The sequence below is a fragment of the Bacteroides sp. 3_1_23 genome (assembly GCF_000162555.1).
Lineage (GTDB): Bacteria > Bacteroidota > Bacteroidia > Bacteroidales > Bacteroidaceae > Bacteroides > Bacteroides ovatus.
Map to the genome: position 1 here is coordinate 1162421 of NZ_GG774949.1, position 17461 is coordinate 1179881.

The following is a 17461-nucleotide window of genomic DNA, read 5'->3' on the forward strand; positions in this document are numbered from 1 at the left end:
AAATGGTGTATATATCCTGTATAAACCAATAAAAAGAAAGGAAAATCTGCTTTAAAACAGTATTTTTATAAGGAAAGATTTGTGCGGCGGAAATAAATTCGTAAATTCGCAAGGTCAAAAGACAAAAGTAACGAAATTGTTAAACCAAAAACAAACTTCAAATGAAAAAGCATAATTTCAATGCAGGACCTTCCATTCTTCCGCGTGAGGTGATAGAGGATACAGCGAAGGCTATTTTAGATTTCAACGGCTCTGGTCTCTCTTTGATGGAAATCAGCCACCGCGCCAAAGACTTCCAACCTGTGGTTGACGAAGCAGAGGCATTATTCAAGGAATTACTCAATATCCCCGAAGGCTATTCGGTACTGTTCCTGGGTGGAGGTGCTAGTATGGAGTTCTGCATGGTTCCTTATAACTTCCTCGAAAAAAAAGCTGCTTACCTAAACACCGGTGTATGGGCAAAGAAAGCTATGAAAGAAGCTAAAGGGTTTGGTGAAGTTGTAGAAGTTGCTTCCTCTGCTGAAGCTACATATACTTATATCCCCAAAGATTATACAATCCCGACAGACGCAGATTATTTCCACATCACGACTAACAACACAATTTACGGTACAGAATTGAAGAAAGACCTCGATTCTCCGGTTCCGATGGTTGCCGATATGTCTTCTGATATTTTCTCACGTCCGATCGACGTTTCTAAATATATCTGTATTTATGGTGGTGCACAAAAGAATCTGGCTCCTGCTGGTGTTACATTCGTTATCGTTAAGAATGACGCATTGGGTAAGGTTTCCCGTTACATTCCAACGATGTTGAATTATCAGACTCATGTTGACAGTGGCTCTATGTTTAACACTCCTCCTGTTGTACCTATTTATGCAGCATTGCAGACGCTTCGCTGGATCAAAGCACAGGGTGGTGTGAAAGAAATGGAACGTCGTGCCATTGAAAAAGCGGATATGTTGTATGCTGAAATCGACCGTAACAAAATGTTCGTGGGTACTGCTGCCAAAGAAGACCGTTCACGTATGAACATCTGTTTCGTGATGGCTCCCGAATACAAAGACTTCGAAGCTGACTTCTTGAAGTTTGCTACTGAAAGAGGTATGGTAGGTATCAAGGGACACCGTTCTGTAGGTGGTTTCCGTGCATCTTGCTACAATGCTCTGCCGAAAGAAAGCGTACAAGCTTTGATTGATTGTATGCAGGAATTTGAAAAACTTCATTAATAATATTTTCACCACAGATTATACAGACGGACGCAGATTTTTTTTATTCTGTGAGAATCTGGGTAATCTGTGGTGAGTCTTTATAAACAGAATTAGATTATGAAAATACTTGTAGCTACTGATAAACCGTTTGCTAAAGTTGCAGTAGACGGTATCCGTAAAGAAATAGAAGCAGCCGGATACGAGTTTGCTTTACTTGAGAAATATACAGAAAAAGCCCAGTTACTGGATGCAGTGAAAGATGCTAATGCCATCATTATCCGTAGTGATATTGTTGATGCAGAGGTGCTTGATGCTGCTAAAGAATTGAAAATCGTAGTTCGCGCCGGTGCAGGATACGATAATGTGGACCTGGCTGCTGCCACAGCTCACAATGTATGCGTGATGAACACTCCGGGACAGAATTCTAATGCTGTTGCCGAACTTGCTTTGGGTATGATGGTATATGCTGTCCGTAACTTCTATAACGGAACTTCCGGTACAGAATTGATGGGCAAGAAATTGGGTATTCATGCTTATGGAAACGTAGGCCGCAATGTAGCTCGTGTTGCCAAAGGTTTCGGAATGGAAGTGTATGCTTATGATGCATTCTGCCCGAAAGAAGTAATCGAAAAAGATGGTGTGAAAGCACTTGATTCTGCAGAAGAATTGTACAAGACTTGCCAGGTGGTATCTCTTCATATTCCGGCAACTGCCGAAACAAAGAACTCTATCAATTATGCTCTGTTGAAAGATATGCCGAAAGGTGCTATGTTGGTAAACACTGCCCGTAAGGAAGTGATTAACGAAGCAGAACTAATCAAACTGATGGAAGAGCGTGCAGACTTCAAATATATCACAGATATTATGCCTGCTGCTAACGCAGAGTTTGCAGAAAAGTTTGCCGGACGTTATTTCTCAACTCCTAAGAAGATGGGTGCTCAAACTGCCGAAGCAAATATCAATGCCGGTATTGCTGCTGCTCAACAAATTGTGGGCTTCTTGAAAGATGGTTGCGAGAAATTTAGAGTAAACAAGTAAGATTCTGAATAAGTCTGCCGGATTTTTCAGGATAACTATGGTAGTATCTGAATAAAAACAATCCGTTGCAGAATGTCTTTTTTAGAAATAAGTAGTATATTTGAGCCACAGATTTTCAAGAAGTCTGTGGCTTTAATTTTTTACATATAAAATACTAATATCATGGCAATAATCAAACCTTTCAAGGGCATTCGTCCTCCGCAAAACCTCGTAGAACAGGTCGCTTCACGTCCTTATGATGTACTGAACTCTGAAGAAGCCCGCGCAGAAGCGGAAGGTAACGAAAAGTCTCTTTATCATATTATTAAACCGGAAATAGATTTCCCTGTTGGTATGGATGAACACGACGAACGGGTGTATGCTAAAGCTGCCGAGAATTTCCAACTGTTTCAGGACAAAGGCTGGTTGGTGCAGGATAATAAGGAAAACTATTATATCTATGCCCAGACGATGAACGGGAAAACGCAATACGGATTGGTGGTCGGTGCTTATGTTCCCGATTATATGAATGGTATTATCAAAAAGCATGAGCTTACCCGTCGTGACAAGGAAGAGGATCGTATGAAACATGTACGTGTGAACAACGCAAACATTGAGCCTGTTTTCTTTGCTTATCCTGATAATGAGAAGCTGGATGTTATTATAAAGAAATATACAGCAAACAAGCCGGTTTATGACTTTATCGCTCCGGGTGATGGCTTTGGACATACTTTCTGGATTGTCGACCAGGATGCAGATATTGCTACCATTACTGCCGAATTTGCTAAAATGCCTGCTCTTTATATTGCTGACGGGCATCACCGTTCTGCCGCTGCTGCATTGGTGGGAGCAGAGAAAGCAAAGCAAAATCCGAATCATCGTGGTGATGAAGAATATAATTACTTCATGGCTGTTTGCTTCCCTGCAAACCAGCTAACCATCATCGATTATAATCGTGTAGTGAAAGATCTCAATGGTTTGACTCCCGAGCAATTCCTGGCTGCACTTGATAAAAACTTTATAGTAGAAGAGAAGGGTGCGGATATCTATAAACCATCCGGCTTACATAATTTTTCACTCTATTTGGGTGGTAAATGGTACAGCTTGACTGCTAAGGCCGGTACGTATAATGATAACGACCCTATTGGTGTGCTTGATGTTACAATCTCTTCCTACTTGATTTTGGATGAAGTTTTAGGTATAAAGGATCTGCGTTCTGATAAACGTATTGATTTTGTCGGTGGTATCCGTGGATTGGGAGAGCTCAAGAAGCGTGTGGATAGCGGTGAAATGAAAGTGGCTTTGGCTCTCTATCCCGTATCTATGAAACAGTTGATGGATATTGCAGATACAGGCAATATTATGCCGCCGAAGACTACTTGGTTTGAACCGAAACTTCGTTCGGGACTGGTGATTCATAAGTTAGATTAAAAAATATCTGTAAGATGATGCGAAAATCATTGTTGATAGGGACTATATCAGTAGATGTGACGCTTGATTGATGTAGAAAAAATAGTGACGGGATATGCCCGGGATAGTGACGGTATCGTTGTGGTATACCGTCACTATTTTTATTGGATAGCGTCACTATTTTTAATTCCCCCAACTGCCTATCATCGATAAGTGGAACATTAATATTTCCAAATGATAGATTGACTTTTCTCATTAAAGCCGTATCTTTGCAACATGACTGCTGAAGATACTTATAAAACCATCATTGAGCCTTCCGAAGGTATTTATACGGAAAAACGAAGCAAGTTCATTGCTATAGCCCTTCCTGTGCGTACTCTCGATGAGATAAAGATGCATCTTGAAACGTATCAGAAAAAGTATTATGATGCACGGCATGTATGCTATGCTTATATGTTGGGAGCTGCGCGAAAGGATTTCCGTGCCAATGACAACGGAGAACCTTCCGGAACAGCGGGTAAACCTATTCTCGGACAGATAAACTCGAATGAACTGACGGATATACTGATTATAGTAGTTCGTTATTTTGGAGGAATCAAGTTGGGGACAAGTGGATTGATTGTTGCTTACAAGGCCGCTGCTGCCGAAGCGATTGCTGCCGCTACTATTATAGAAAAGACGGTAGATGAGGATGTGACGGTAATGTTTGAATATCCTTTTATGAATGATGTCATGCGCATTGTGAAAGAAGAGGAACCGGAGATTCTTAATCAGTCGTATGACATGGATTGTAGCATGACATTGCGGATTCGTCGTTCGATGATGCCTAAGTTGCGTGCACGTTTGGAGAAGGTGGAGACAGCGCGGATTCTTGATGATGAGAATATTTTGTAGGTAAAGTATTAGAAGTAGTAATAGAGATAGAGAGTGGATTGCATGATAAATAAATGTCACATAATTTTTAGTCTGTTTTTAAGTTCCTTTGTATGGATGAGCGTTCAGGCGCAAGCACAAATACAGGAAACTCAAAAACTGGCTCCTAATAATATTCCTGTTCCGTGGTATTCGCAGAAAATCGCGGGATGCCCTTACTCGCATTGCTCTCTGGCTTCTTCGTTAATGGTCTTTGATTATTTTAAGGGAATGACGGCTGATACACAACGTACAGCCCAGGATGCAGAAAAGAAACTGATTGAATATCAGCGGAACTACTTTCTGAAAAAACGTGCTCCTTTCCGTCGCCGTACTTCAATAGGGCAGGGAGGATATTATTCTTTTGAGATTGATTCGTTGACACGTTATTATGAAAACATGATAAGTGCCGAACATTTCCAGCAGAAAGATTATCGGATATTGAAAGATTATATTGATCGTGGCATTCCTGTGCTTGTAAATGTGAGATATACAGGTGCAGTTCGTGGTTTGCGTCCTGGTCCGAGAGGGCACTGGATGGTGCTTCGTGGCATTGATGATAAACATGTGTGGGTGAATGATCCCGGACGTTCGCCGGAGATGCGGACTAAAGGAGAAAACATCTGTTATCCCATTAAGAAACAGCCGGGTAACCCTTCCTATTTTGATGGTTGTTGGACGGGACGATTTATCATAGTCACTCCCAGAGAATGGATACGAAACTCCCTGTTTGCACAGGTAGGCAAGCTCCCTCCATTGGAGGAGGTGACTCATATAGTTCCTCCGATTGTGTCGTCTGTAATATCAGTAGTAGAATTAAGATAGAACATTTGTAGTAAAATAAAGAAGAACAAAAATATATGGCATTTGAAGCAACCAAAAAAGAATGGTGCGAACTCTATTCTTTCTTTCGTCTCTTAGCAGATGGAAAAGTAGTGTTAGGCACAGCAGAAGCAAAGGCGGGAGATACATTTTGGCCTGTTGCAATGATTCAACGGGAAGAACATGATGGAACACGTCAATATTATATTGAAGAAGATACGATTCGTATAGAAGGAGAGAATGGGAGTAAGTCCATGCCTCGTGAAGATTTTGGTATTGTAGCTGATCTGATATTACAGGCTGTGAAATCTTCGCCGGAAAATGATGTTGCTTCTCCAGAAGGAGTAGAAGAGTTTTTAGACGAAGCTGCCATTTTCGATTTGGAAGCAAAAACAGAAGATCGCACAGATTTTTCCATTACATTTTGGCATCCGAAAGCTCCGTTAAGAGGTTTCAATGTCCGTTCACGGTTGGGCGTAATGAATCCGTTGTTGGACGGAGGACGTGCAGCGAATCTTAAACTGGAACAGAGTGGAGTCAAATTTGCCACTCCAACAGTGAATAAAATCAATGCTTTGCCTGAATCTCCGAATGAAGTTGCCGAACGGATGATGATGATCGAACGTTTGGGGGGCGTACTTAAATACGCTGATGTAGCCGACCGCGTATTCCGCAGTAATCTTTTGATGATTGATCTGCATTTTCCACGTGTACTGACAGAAATGGTTCGTATCATGCATTTGGATGGTATCTCCCGTATTAGTGAGTTGACGGAAGTTATTAAACAAATGAATCCGTTGAAGATTAAAGATGAACTAATCAATAAGCATAAGTTCTATGAATTCAAGATGAAGCAGTTCTTGATGGCATTAGTATTGGGAATGCGTCCTGCAAAGATTTACAATGGATTGGATTCGGCAGTGGAAGGTATTCTATTGGTGGATGGAAATGGAGAAGTGCTCTGTTATCATAAATCGGAAAAGCAAATAATGGAGGATTTTTTGTTTTTAAATACCCGTTTAGAAAAAGGATCTTTAGAGAAAGACAAATACGGGTTCCTGGAGAGAGAGAATGGAGTCTATTATTTCAAACTGAATGCAAAGATTGGGCTGGTCAAACGGTAGAAAAGTATAATGTATTGATGCAGTTAAACTAATAATGATGGCATACTTATATAAAATACTTGTTATCCATGAAAACAAATGAAGTTTTAGAGAACATTAAAGCACGCCGTAGCGTACGGGCTTATACTGGCCAGCAAGTTTTAGAAGAGGATTTGCAGGCTATTTTGGAAGCTGCAACTTATGCACCGAGTGGAATGCATCTGGAAACATGGCATTTTACGGCTATTCAAAATATGGATAAGTTGACAGAACTGAATGAACGGATTAAAGGGGCTTTTGCAAAAAGCGACGATTCTCGTTTGCAGGAACGTGGACATAGTAAGACTTATTGTTGCTATTATCATGCTCCGACTTTAGTGATTGTATCTAATGAGCCTACTCAATGGTGGGCTGGTATGGATTGTGCTTGTGCCATAGAAAATATGTTCCTGGCTGCCCAGTCTTTAGGTATCGGCTCTTGTTGGATCAATCAGTTGGGGACAACATGTGATGATCCGGAGGTTCGTGAATTTATTACTGCTTTAGGTGTTCCTGCCAATCATAAAGTCTACGGTTGTGTAGCTTTGGGTTATCCTGATTCGAAGATTCCAATAAAAGAGAAAAAGGTAAAGGCTAATACAATAACTATCGTTAGATAGAATACAGCTTCTTGTCTGATAAAATAAGAGGCTGTGTCGAAACTCTCATATAAAAATCACCCTCGCCACAGAAAGTTGTAGCGAGGGTGATTTCGATAAAAGGGGAGTTTTGATACATCCCCTTATTTTTGTGAGGTGATTCTTTAAGAGACAGTGCTCTGTAAATCTCTTTGGATAGACCTCTTTTTACTCGAAAGTACCATAGCGAGTGGGTAGTAGCTTACGGTCTCCCAAGGTGTTATCTACGCGAGCTACATTTATCCAGAATTTATTATCACGTACACTTTCTATAGGATAAGCTGCTTTCTCGCGTGTATATGAGTGCTCCCAACGATCACTTACAATTTCATATTCTGGATGAGGAGCATTAATCAATACATTATCATCTTTATCCGCTTCGCCATTCTTCACTTCTTGAATTTCTTTCCAGATATTCAGCATGACATCTACGAAATTGTCTAGTTCTGCCAGACTTTCACTTTCTGTTGGTTCAATCATCAACGTACCGTGGACGGGGAAGGAGAGGGTAGGAGCATGATAACCGTAATCCATCAGGCGTTTGGCAATATCATTCTCCGAGATTCCTGCTTCTTCATGTACTTTCCGGCATTCCAGAACCATTTCGTGCCCTACGAAACCGTTGGCTCCCCGATAAACAACTCCATACGTATCTTTCAGACAAGTAGCCAGATAATTAGCGTTCAGGATCGCAATTTTAGTTGCCTGTGTCAGTCCTTCTGCACCCATCATGCGGATATATCCGTATGTGATAGGCAGAATACCTGCACTGCCGAATGGAGCTGCCGATACTTGATTTTGTGAATTGCCGAAGATTCCGTGTCCGGGAAGGAAAGGAACCAAATGTTCGGCTACGCAGATAGGACCGACTCCCGGACCTCCGCCACCATGAGGGGAAGCGAATGTTTTATGAAGATTCAAGTGACAGACATCTGCACCGATGAATCCCGGATTGGTTAATCCTACCTGTGCATTCATGTTGGCTCCGTCCATATATACTTGTGCACCACAGGCGTGAATGATGTCGCAAATCTCTTTTATCTCGGTCTCGAAGATACCATGTGTAGAAGGATAAGTAATCATCAGTGCAGCCAATTCATCTTTATTTTCTTCAGCTTTTACACGTAGGTCAGCCATTTCTACATTCCCCTGCTCGTCGCATGCACAGGTAACAGTTACGAAGCCTGCCTGTATAGCAGACGCAGGATTTGTTCCGTGAGCCGAAGCTGGAATCAAGACTTTGTTACGGTGTCCCTGACCGATACTTTCGAGATAGGCGCGAATCACACGAAGGCCTGCATATTCTCCTGCAGCACCCGAATTGGGTTGTAGGCTGACCCCTGCAAACCCGGTGATAACTTTCAAATCTTCACTTAGGTTCTTGATTAATTCACGATAACCTTCTGCTTGGTCTTCCGGAACCAGCGGGTGCATACCCATAAACTCGGGACGGCTTAAAGGCAACATTTCTGCGGCTGCATTCAGCTTCATTGTACATGAACCGAGGGAAATCATGGATTGTGCAAGAGAAATATCTTTGCGGTCCAGACGTTTGATGTAACGCATCATCTCTGTTTCCGTGTGATACTTGCTGAATACTTCATGTGTCAGGAAAGGAGTTGTACGTTTTAAATCCTTGTCGATGTTGCTTCTTTCCGGAATGTCGTCTACTTTCTGGTAATCTTTTCCGGCGGCAATGGCAAAAATCGAGAGCAACACATTGGCAGCTGCCACATCTGTTGTTTCGTCAATGCTGAAACCAACATTGCCATTTTCATAATAGCGCAGATTAACTTCTTTGGTAAGTGCTATCGTGCGGATTTGCTGTGCCGAAACGTGTTCGGGCAATTCGAAACGTAAGGTGTCAAAGTATTGAGCGTTGACTTGTGTATATCCGCATTTCTTTAATTGCTTTTCAAGAAATACAGTAATGCTGTGTATACGTGATGCAATTGTAGTGATACCCTCCTGACCGTGATAAACGGCGTAAAAGCCTGCCATAGTAGCTAATAATGCTTGTGCGGTACAGATATTTGAAGTTGCTTTTTCCCGTTTGATATGTTGTTCACGTGTCTGTAAAGCCATTCGGTAGCAGAGTTTGCCATATTTGTCTTTAGACCATCCGATGATTCGTCCCGGCATATTCCGTTTGTATTCGTCTTTGGTAGCAAAGAAAGCAGCCGATGGACCGCCATAGAACATTGGGGTACCCAAGCGTTGTGTGGTTCCGAATACAATATCTGCTCCCCATTCTCCCGGAGGAGTTAGCAGGGCGAGACTTAAAATATCAGCGGCAACAGCTACTTTGCAGTCTGCGGCATGTGCTTTTTCGGTAAATTCAGAATAGTCCTCTACGTTTCCATGTGAGTTCGGATATTGCAGAATACAGGCAAACACTTCCGGTGAAGGTTCAAAATCTTTATATTTACCTACACGTAGTTCGATGCCTTGAGGTACGGCACGTGTAGTCATGACAGCTAATGTCTGCGGAAAAATATTCTCGTCTACGAAGACTACGTTCGCATTGGCTTTCTGTTGCGCGCGGGAGCGTAAGGCATACATCATGCTTACGGCTTCGGCGGCGGCAGTTGCTTCGTCCAGAAGTGAGCAGTTGGCGAGTGGCATGGCAGTAAGATCACATACGGCTGTCTGGAAATTCATCAATGCTTCCAGACGTCCTTGCGATACCTCTGTCTGGTACGGAGTGTAAGAAGTATACCATACTGGGTTTTCGAATACATTCCGCTGGATAACGGCCGGAGTGATCGTGTTGTACCATCCCAAACCGATATATGTGGTATATAGTTTGTTTTTAGCTGCCAGTTCAGCGATGTGTTTTCCAAATTCGTATTCCGTCAGTGGACTAGTCAATGCAAGCGGCTCTTTCAGCCGTATATTGGCGGGAATTGTCTGATTAATCAGTTCGTCCAGTGAGTTCACGCCAATTTTGCGGAGCATTATGGCTGTATCTTGTTCATTGATGCCGATGTGACGGCTAGCTAACAAATCGGTTTTCATAATAATCAAGTATTAAATTAAGTATTAAGTATCAAGTATTAAGTATTACTGCGGTTAATGGGCGATTAGCCTTGTTAATACCTAATACCTGATACTTAATACTTCTTTTTTATTATCTAAAAAATGGGTTTTCAGCTTTTTCCATTCCGATAGTCGTGGGAGCGCCGTGTCCCGGATAAACGACTGTTTCGTTGGGAAGAACAAATAAACGGCTGCAAATATGTTCTATCAGTTCATCGAAGTTGCCTCCTGTGAGATCAGCACGGCCGATGCTGCCTTGGAACAGGACGTCACCGGAGAACATGCAGTTGTCTTCTTTGCAATAGTACACCAAGCTGCCGGGTGAATGTCCGGGCACGTGTATTGCTTCCAGTTTGGTATGTCCGAAAGTGATGATATCTCCGTCATGCAGGTATTTGCCCAGTGGTACAGGTTCTTCCTGCAACTGAAAACCAAACATTCTGCTTTGTTTCGGTGCTTCGTCAATCCAGTACTCGTCTGCTTTGTTTGCTTCTGCCGATAACCCGAATTCTTTCAGCATGAACGGATTTCCGAAGATATGATCTAGGTGTAAATGAGTATTCAGCAGATGCTTTACATTCAGTTCATTGGTAAGAATGAACTTTTTCAGTGCCTGCTTTTCTTCTTCATAGAAACAGCCCGGATCAATTACGACTGCTTCTTTAGTGTCATCCCATAATACGTAGCAATTTACGGGAAACATATTAAATTCAAATCTTTTTATTTTCATGGTTTCTCTATGATTTATCATCTATCAGAACATATAGTCTTGTTTAAATCGGAACATATACCACTTTTTTTGTTTTAAAGAACTCTTCCTCGAAGTTGTCGCTCAAGCTATGAATGACCGTTTTATGTTTGAACGGCATTGTTTCATGCTCCAGTTCACCGCCTTTGAGACAGATAAGTCCGTTGGGCAATGCATTCTGTTGTTTCGAAGAGATATTCTTTTTAATAATCTTAATCAAATCCGCCAAAGGCATTACGGCACGGCTGACAACAAAGTCGAACGTTCGTTTCTCCTCTTCTGCACGGGCATGGCGGAAAGTCACATTTTTCAGTCCGATGGCATTTGCCACTTCGGTTGCTACACGTACTTTTTTGCCGATACTGTCTACGAGGTGGAATTTTACCTCGGGAAACAGGATTGCTAAAGGAATGCCGGGAAAACCTCCTCCTGTACCCAAGTCCATGATGCTGGTTCCGGGGCGGAATTGGATGACTTTGGCAATGCCTAATGAATGGAGCACGTGATGCTCATATAAATTCTCAATGTCCTTGCGGGAGATAACGTTGATTTTTGAATTCCAGTCAGTGTAGAGGTCGTATAGAGCTGCGAATTGTTTGCGCTGCTCTTCCGTCAGATCAGGAAAATATTTCAGTATGATTTCCACTGTTTGAATTTTGAATTATAAGTTTTGAATGATAGATGTGGATGAATATCCTATTCTGTCACATGGAAGTGATAACAACAGGATATTCATTGGTGTTCAGCTTTTTATGATTTTTAATTTTTTAGCTCTCCCAGAATCGGGTTACTGCCTAATAGATGTTCCATCATAGCAAATGGGATTGTTACCTTTACAGGTCCCATAGAATAAGGAGTGATATCGTATACATTATAATAGAAGGTGATTCCTTCTTTGCTTAGATAGAAATTTTCTGTCGGAGCGATGTCCCCGGTGGAAGCATATCCCATATCTTCCAATGCTTCGTGAGTGGTCACTTTGTTATCTGCCATGAGCTGATTCCAGATCAGGTCGGTCAATGCGTCTTTGTAGTCTCCGACAAAAATATCATCGAGGCGGAGCGGACGCATCAGGGTGAGGTCCATATTTAAATAAGTTGCCATGTAAATTCCATGTGCACCTCCGGTATATTCGTTATAGTCGATGCGATATACAAGTAGATCTTTATCATACAGTTGCACATGGCTTTCTATACCTTTATAATAAGAATACCAGGCACCGATGGAAGATTCGTCTTCCTTGTCTTTCTCATCTTCGGTATACATAGGCTCGAGATCGCGACGGTATTCGCTGATATAATTCTCGGTATATTGCTTTACAACTTCTTCCGGTTTTTCGCCGATGTATTTATCTCCGAAACAGGCCGAAATGAAATAAGTATTCAGACTGTCTTTCAGCATATCATCCGATGATTTTATCGGATAAGCAAAATTAATAATAATATTGCAGGCCGGTTTGGCTGTATCATTGAAGAGGTGAGCTGTCTTATTCACTTGAATGCTATCAAACTGTAACGCACCTGTGTTTTTGTTCATCTTGTCATGACAAGAAAACAAAAAGCCGCTTACTGAAAGTATAATTGCAAGCAGACTGACATATTGTTTTTTCATACCCATTTTTTCTGTAAATTCAACATTTGTTTTATCATTCACTATTGACAAATATAGATGAAATTCGTGAATCGGGCTAATAAAAACAGAAAAAAATGCAGCTATTTATCCCCAAAAATGGGATTGGCGGATATTATCCGCCAATCAATGCTTGCAAACTTTAGTGATATCTACTGTGAATCCATCTTCAGCAGGCATAAATTTCCCTTTCATTTTCAGAAATTCGATAAGGGTATCTACATCCATGTTTTCTGCCGAGCAAGCATAAAAACGTTGCTGTGAGCCAAACTTCTTAATGATTGCTTCCCGCAATGATGATTCCGAGTAGCTATTTCCTTCCATCATGTGGAGGACTTCATGAGCATGTAATTGTTCCATAATCTTTTTTCTGCAAAGATAGGGCAGAGATTGCTTGGAAACTGTAACATATGTGACAAAACTGCATAATATTCATTGAAAATTGAAAATAACCATTTCACTATGCGTTCCTATTCTGAAGGGTGGTCCCCAAAGAGACAATCCGGAAGATACATACACGTGACTGTTTCCCCATTGGCGATAACCGTGGCTTTGCTCGAAGATATAATCGGTCACCCAATTAATAGGCCATATTTGTCCGTGGTGTGTATGCCCACTGAATTGCAGGTCGATGCCGGCAGCTTCCGTTTTTTCCAAATCAAAAGGTTGATGATCCAATAAAATGATAGGTTTGCTTTTATCGATATTCACCATTAACTCTTGCAGGGAATGACGCTTGCGGTTATGACGGTCATCACGTCCTATCAGTTGTATGCCGTTGGGAAGTGTAACTACTGAATCGCGCAATAATTGTATTTGAGTGCTTTTAATATATCGGATACTTTCATCGATACCGCTAATGTATTCGTGATTGCCGAGAACCATATAGATACCCATAGGAGCTTTCAAGTTAGCTAATTCTTCCGCCATATTCTCTGTATAAAGAGGTACGACGCTATTATCAATCAAGTCACCACTAATCAGTATCAGGTCGGGATGCTGCGCATTTATCATTTCCACATATTTTTTTAATGCGGCTTTCCCTGTACCATTTCCCAAGTGAACATCGCTGATTGCGACGATTTTAATTGCTTGGGGAGTATCTTCATATCGTTTATTGGTTAAAATGCTGACTACATTGGTTTCCGGGTGATGATAGTTATATACCCCACATCCCAGCAATCCCAACGTGAACACTAAAGACAGATAGAACCTATATTTGTAGACAACTTTGAATAATTTCAAGATATCAAACAAAAGCAAGAATAATGCCATGTATAGAGTAAATATCAACCAACTTGTTCCAATGGTGTACATTGAATGGGAGATAAAGACAGGCATCTCAAGGTTACGAGTTAGCATCGTGCCGAAAAAGGATAAAGCACATATCCAGAATAAAACGGTCAGGAATATTTTTACTCCGAGAGATTTAACTTTCAGAGCTTGCTTTGCTCTGATAAATATGTAGGCATTACCTGCCAGATAAAGAGTGATAATGATGAGTAAATATGTAAGCATAGCGTTTACTTAAAAATCAGAGAATTTATTGGGGCAAAGATAGGTTTTATTGTTGAGTAAAAAGAGTTAATAGTGCTGATATGACTCTAAAATAGCCAAATAAAGGAAAGAGAATGTGTCTGTATCGGATTGATTGAATCTTAATTACGAAAAATTATAGGAAAATCTGTTTTTATTCTTATCTTTGTCCTCTGAAATGAAAAAACTAGCCTACATAACAGCACTTATCCTTTCTCTCCTGATTATCTATTCAGGAGGTGGAGTCTCTATTGTGCATTATTGCTGTGTCCGTTGTGAAACGGTGCAGAGCTGTTGTGATACAGGCTGTCCGAAGTGTAAAAAGACTCATACTTGTGATTCAAAAAAAGGTTGTAAAGATAAGGGTTGTACAGCTATTATCTATAAGCTCGATTTGATGAAACATACTACTGAACTGACAACATCAGCTTTAGTAGTCGATCTTTTGTGTGAGCATTTTTGCTATCTGTTGACTCCGACCTATGCGGATAAATCGGTAGAATATGATAGTCTGACCTCTCCGCCACCTCTCTGTTCGAGGCAGAAGCTGGCGCTATATTCCACTTATATTATTTAGCCACTATTTCTTTCTTATTTAATCCTTTGCTTTCAATAGAACATGAAAGTAAAGCAGCACTGAATGCAACTAAGTTGCATGAGAAATGAATTAATTTTGTATCTCGAAAGTAACTTTAGAAAGAATGAAATATATGATAATAGGACTGTTCCTGTTATTTGCCGGCAATATATATGCGCAAGTACGGGGAACAGTGAAAGATAGTACCGGGGAGGCTATTCCGGGTGCCAATGTGTTCTGGATGAATACAGGACAAGGAGTGACAACCAAAGAGGATGGTAGTTTTTCTATTACTAAACCTTCTAAAAGCCACATGCTGATTGTCAGCTTTATCGGTTTTCAGAACGATACGATTCATGTGAGCAGTAAAAATCAACAACTGGATATTGTGCTTCGTGATGGAGTGGAACTGAATGAAGTGAATATTGTCACTCGTAAACTGGGAACAATGAAATTGCGCAGTAGCGTGATGAACGAAGACATGATAAGCAGTGCCGAATTGAGTAGAGCCGCTTGTTGTAACCTGGGTGAAAGTTTTGTGACGAACCCTTCAGTAGATGTGAGTTATTCCGATGCGGCAACAGGAGCCAAACAAATTAAATTGTTGGGGCTGTCCGGCACTTATGTGCAGATGTTGACGGAAAATATTCCGAATTATCGGGGAGCCGCCGCTCCTTATGGATTGGGATATGTCCCCGGTCCGTGGATGCAGAGCATACAGGTTTCCAAAGGAACATCTTCGGTGAAGAATGGTTATGAAGCCATCACAGGACAGATAAACGTAGAATTTAAGAAACCACAGTTGCCGGAAGCCGATTGGGTGTCTGCCAATCTTTTTGCAAGCACTACTAACCGGTATGAAGCCAATGCGGACGCTACATTGAAACTTTCCAAACGATGGAGCACTTCTCTGCTGGCGCATTACGAAAATGAGACCAAGGCGCATGATGGCAACGATGACGGATTTGTGGATATTCCGCAGGTGGAACAGTATAATGTGTGGAACCGGTGGGCATACATGGGCGACCATTATGTTTTCCAGGCAGGTATCAAAGCCCTTTCTGAAACACGTACCAGCGGACAGGCCAATCATGGAGGGACAATGCACTCCGGTGACCTGTATAAAGTAGGGATCGATACGGAACGCTATGAATTCTTCACCAAGAATGCTTATATCTTTAATAAGGAGAAGAATACGAACCTGGCTTTGATTCTTTCCACCACTTTACACAATCAGGATGCTACGTATGGACGCAAACTGTATAATGTGGATCAAACCAACGTCTATGCTTCGCTGATGTTTGAAACGGAATTTAATCCGCAAAATAGTTTCTCCGCAGGGTTGAGCTTCAATTATGACGCTTATGACCAACATTACCGTTTGGAAAATACAACGGACAATCCTCTCAAAGCCTTTGAAAAGGAAGCTGTTCCCGGTGCTTACGTGCAATATACGTTGAACCTGAATGATAAATGGATGGTAATGGCCGGTCTGCGTGGTGATTACAGTAACGAACATGGTTTCTTCGTGACTCCGCGTGCGCATCTGAAGTACAATCCGAATGATTATGTGAATTTCCGTCTTTCTGCCGGAAAAGGGTACCGTACCAATCATGTGTTGGCAGAAAACAACTACCTGCTTTCCAGCAGTCGTAAGGTGGAAATAGCAAAGAACCTGGATATGGAAGAAGCATGGAACTACGGTGCCAGCGTCTCTACTTATATCCCTATATTCGGCAAAACGCTGAATGTGAATGCAGAATACTATTATACGGATTTCCTGAAACAAGTGATAGTGGATATGGATAGCAACCCCCATGAAGTAGCTTTTTACAATTTGGATGGACGCTCTTATTCGCATGTGTTCCAAGTGGAAGCAAGTTATCCTTTCTTCAAAGGATTCACTCTGACAGGTGCTTACCGGCTCACGGATGCGAAAACGACCTACAAAGGTGAACGAATGGAGAAACCGCTGACCAGCAAATATAAAGGACTACTCACGGCTTCTTACCAAACTCCGCTGGGAATATGGCAGTTTGACGCCACACTGCAACAGAATGGTGGCGGTAGGATGCCTACTCCTTATGAACAGGGAGACGGACAGTTGTCTTGGGAACGTCGTTACGGCAGTTTTGAGCAGTTGAGCTTGCAGGTGACCCGTTACTTCCGCCGCTGGTCTATCTACGTAGGAGGCGAGAACCTGACAAACTTCAAACAAAAGAATCCGATTATCGATGCGGCAAATCCCTGGGGGAACAACTTTGATTCTACCATGATTTGGGGACCGGTGCACGGAGCAAAAGGATATATCGGAATACGTTTTAACTTAGCTAGAAATAGTGAGTAAAAGCAGGAAATAGCGAATGAAAGAAACGATCGCATAGAAAATAAAGAATACTAATTTTAAACTGATAGGAAAAATGAAAACAAAAAGATGGATGGCCACTTGGGTAGTGGCTCTTTTGAGTGTAACAGCTGTATTGGCAAAAGATATTCGTGTTGTTGTATTTAAAGTGTCGCAGATGCACTGTGAGAAATGCGAAAAGAAAGTAAAGGACAATATGCGTTTTGAGAAAGGGTTGAAGGATATTTCGACCGAAGTAAAAACGAAAATGGTAACCATTACGTATGACGCTGAAAAAACGAATGTAAAGAAGTTGCAGGCAGGGTTTAATAAGTTCAGTTATGAAGCCGAATTTGTAAAAGAAACAAAGAAAGACGATCAGAAGGCTGATAAGAAGTAATTGAACAAATACCTGTATTAGCTTGTTTCTATAAAC

General features: G+C 41.5%; 16 protein-coding genes. 10 read left to right on the forward strand and 6 right to left on the reverse strand.

Going from position 1 to position 17461, the window contains the following annotated elements:
• Positions 1-161 precede the first annotated feature (161 nt).
• The 7 genes from serC to HMPREF9010_RS19840 all read left to right on the forward strand — a co-directional run bounded on the left by serC (position 162) and on the right by HMPREF9010_RS19840 (position 7134).
• The gene (gene serC / locus HMPREF9010_RS19870; protein ID WP_004300395.1) at positions 162-1229 is read left to right on the forward strand and encodes a 3-phosphoserine/phosphohydroxythreonine transaminase; all 1068 of its coding nucleotides are present in this window, start codon (positions 162-164) and stop codon (positions 1227-1229) included.
• 99 nt (positions 1230-1328) lie between these two features.
• Positions 1329-2249 carry an NAD(P)-dependent oxidoreductase gene (locus HMPREF9010_RS19865; RefSeq protein WP_004300396.1) on the forward strand — a complete coding sequence of 307 codons (921 nt, stop codon included), beginning with the start codon at positions 1329-1331 and terminating at the stop codon, positions 2247-2249.
• A gap of 162 nt (positions 2250-2411) precedes the next feature.
• Entirely contained in the window at positions 2412-3659 is a 1248-nt protein-coding gene (locus HMPREF9010_RS19860; protein WP_008647282.1) for a DUF1015 domain-containing protein, read from the forward strand.
• 255 nt (positions 3660-3914) lie between these two features.
• Positions 3915-4532 (forward strand): IMPACT family protein, encoded by a 618-nt coding sequence (locus HMPREF9010_RS19855; RefSeq protein WP_004300400.1) that lies wholly within the window; start codon positions 3915-3917, stop codon positions 4530-4532.
• 96 nt (positions 4533-4628) lie between these two features.
• Positions 4629-5375 carry a C39 family peptidase gene (locus HMPREF9010_RS19850; RefSeq protein WP_008647284.1) on the forward strand — a complete coding sequence of 249 codons (747 nt, stop codon included), beginning with the start codon at positions 4629-4631 and terminating at the stop codon, positions 5373-5375.
• A 35-nt stretch (positions 5376-5410) separates the two neighbouring features.
• Positions 5411-6496: an HpaII family restriction endonuclease gene (locus tag HMPREF9010_RS19845; protein WP_004311625.1), complete on the forward strand. Its 1086-nt coding sequence runs from the start codon at positions 5411-5413 to the stop codon at positions 6494-6496.
• A 68-nt stretch (positions 6497-6564) separates the two neighbouring features.
• Positions 6565-7134 (forward strand): nitroreductase family protein, encoded by a 570-nt coding sequence (locus HMPREF9010_RS19840; RefSeq protein ID WP_004300403.1) that lies wholly within the window; start codon positions 6565-6567, stop codon positions 7132-7134.
• 186 nt (positions 7135-7320) lie between these two features.
• Here HMPREF9010_RS19840 and gcvP read toward each other — a convergent pair whose 3' ends face one another.
• The 6 genes from gcvP to HMPREF9010_RS19810 form a co-directional block, all read right to left on the reverse strand.
• Positions 7321-10170 (reverse strand): aminomethyl-transferring glycine dehydrogenase, encoded by a 2850-nt coding sequence (gcvP, locus tag HMPREF9010_RS19835; RefSeq protein ID WP_008647286.1) that lies wholly within the window; start codon positions 10168-10170, stop codon positions 7321-7323.
• A gap of 112 nt (positions 10171-10282) precedes the next feature.
• Positions 10283-10921, reverse strand: coding sequence for an MBL fold metallo-hydrolase (locus tag HMPREF9010_RS19830; RefSeq protein ID WP_004311627.1), 639 nt, complete (start codon positions 10919-10921; stop codon positions 10283-10285).
• Between the two features lie 43 nt (positions 10922-10964).
• Positions 10965-11585: a 16S rRNA (guanine(527)-N(7))-methyltransferase RsmG gene (gene rsmG / locus HMPREF9010_RS19825; protein WP_004300406.1), complete on the reverse strand. Its 621-nt coding sequence runs from the start codon at positions 11583-11585 to the stop codon at positions 10965-10967.
• Between the two features lie 113 nt (positions 11586-11698).
• Positions 11699-12550, reverse strand: a complete 852-nt coding sequence (locus HMPREF9010_RS19820; RefSeq protein WP_004326964.1) for an RsiV family protein — start codon at positions 12548-12550, stop codon at positions 11699-11701.
• A 144-nt stretch (positions 12551-12694) separates the two neighbouring features.
• Complete coding sequence (locus HMPREF9010_RS19815; RefSeq protein WP_004306297.1) at positions 12695-12928, reverse strand: YecH family metal-binding protein; 234 nt, start codon at positions 12926-12928, stop codon at positions 12695-12697.
• 72 nt (positions 12929-13000) lie between these two features.
• A complete protein-coding gene (locus HMPREF9010_RS19810; protein ID WP_004306295.1) occupies positions 13001-14086 on the reverse strand; it encodes a metallophosphoesterase in 1086 nt (361 codons plus the stop codon).
• Between the two features lie 196 nt (positions 14087-14282).
• Between HMPREF9010_RS19810 and HMPREF9010_RS19805 the strand changes: the two genes are divergently transcribed.
• The 3 genes from HMPREF9010_RS19805 to HMPREF9010_RS19795 all read left to right on the forward strand — a co-directional run bounded on the left by HMPREF9010_RS19805 (position 14283) and on the right by HMPREF9010_RS19795 (position 17425).
• Positions 14283-14681, forward strand: coding sequence for a hypothetical protein (locus tag HMPREF9010_RS19805; RefSeq protein WP_004306293.1), 399 nt, complete (start codon positions 14283-14285; stop codon positions 14679-14681).
• Between the two features lie 124 nt (positions 14682-14805).
• Complete coding sequence (locus HMPREF9010_RS19800; protein ID WP_008647295.1) at positions 14806-17028, forward strand: TonB-dependent receptor; 2223 nt, start codon at positions 14806-14808, stop codon at positions 17026-17028.
• A gap of 73 nt (positions 17029-17101) precedes the next feature.
• Positions 17102-17425: a heavy-metal-associated domain-containing protein gene (locus tag HMPREF9010_RS19795; protein WP_008647296.1), complete on the forward strand. Its 324-nt coding sequence runs from the start codon at positions 17102-17104 to the stop codon at positions 17423-17425.
• Positions 17426-17461 lie beyond the last annotated feature (36 nt).

What these genes read in the sequence shown, in the direction of transcription:
- HMPREF9010_RS19810 (WP_004306295.1), bottom strand. Translation starts at nt 14,086, where the DNA reads ATGCTTACATATTTACTCATCATTATCACTCTTTATCTGGCAGGTAAT.
- HMPREF9010_RS19840 (WP_004300403.1), top strand. Translation starts at nt 6,565, where the DNA reads ATGAAAACAAATGAAGTTTTAGAGAACATTAAAGCACGCCGTAGCGTA.
- HMPREF9010_RS19855 (WP_004300400.1), top strand. Translation starts at nt 3,915, where the DNA reads ATGACTGCTGAAGATACTTATAAAACCATCATTGAGCCTTCCGAAGGT.
- HMPREF9010_RS19860 (WP_008647282.1), top strand. Translation starts at nt 2,412, where the DNA reads ATGGCAATAATCAAACCTTTCAAGGGCATTCGTCCTCCGCAAAACCTC.
- HMPREF9010_RS19795 (WP_008647296.1), top strand. Translation starts at nt 17,102, where the DNA reads ATGAAAACAAAAAGATGGATGGCCACTTGGGTAGTGGCTCTTTTGAGT.
- gcvP (WP_008647286.1), bottom strand. Translation starts at nt 10,170, where the DNA reads ATGAAAACCGATTTGTTAGCTAGCCGTCACATCGGCATCAATGAACAA.
- HMPREF9010_RS19805 (WP_004306293.1), top strand. Translation starts at nt 14,283, where the DNA reads ATGAAAAAACTAGCCTACATAACAGCACTTATCCTTTCTCTCCTGATT.
- HMPREF9010_RS19830 (WP_004311627.1), bottom strand. Translation starts at nt 10,921, where the DNA reads ATGAAAATAAAAAGATTTGAATTTAATATGTTTCCCGTAAATTGCTAC.
- HMPREF9010_RS19800 (WP_008647295.1), top strand. Translation starts at nt 14,806, where the DNA reads ATGAAATATATGATAATAGGACTGTTCCTGTTATTTGCCGGCAATATA.
- HMPREF9010_RS19865 (WP_004300396.1), top strand. Translation starts at nt 1,329, where the DNA reads ATGAAAATACTTGTAGCTACTGATAAACCGTTTGCTAAAGTTGCAGTA.
- HMPREF9010_RS19850 (WP_008647284.1), top strand. Translation starts at nt 4,629, where the DNA reads ATGAGCGTTCAGGCGCAAGCACAAATACAGGAAACTCAAAAACTGGCT.
- HMPREF9010_RS19820 (WP_004326964.1), bottom strand. Translation starts at nt 12,550, where the DNA reads ATGAAAAAACAATATGTCAGTCTGCTTGCAATTATACTTTCAGTAAGC.
- serC (WP_004300395.1), top strand. Translation starts at nt 162, where the DNA reads ATGAAAAAGCATAATTTCAATGCAGGACCTTCCATTCTTCCGCGTGAG.
- HMPREF9010_RS19845 (WP_004311625.1), top strand. Translation starts at nt 5,411, where the DNA reads ATGGCATTTGAAGCAACCAAAAAAGAATGGTGCGAACTCTATTCTTTC.
- HMPREF9010_RS19815 (WP_004306297.1), bottom strand. Translation starts at nt 12,928, where the DNA reads ATGGAACAATTACATGCTCATGAAGTCCTCCACATGATGGAAGGAAAT.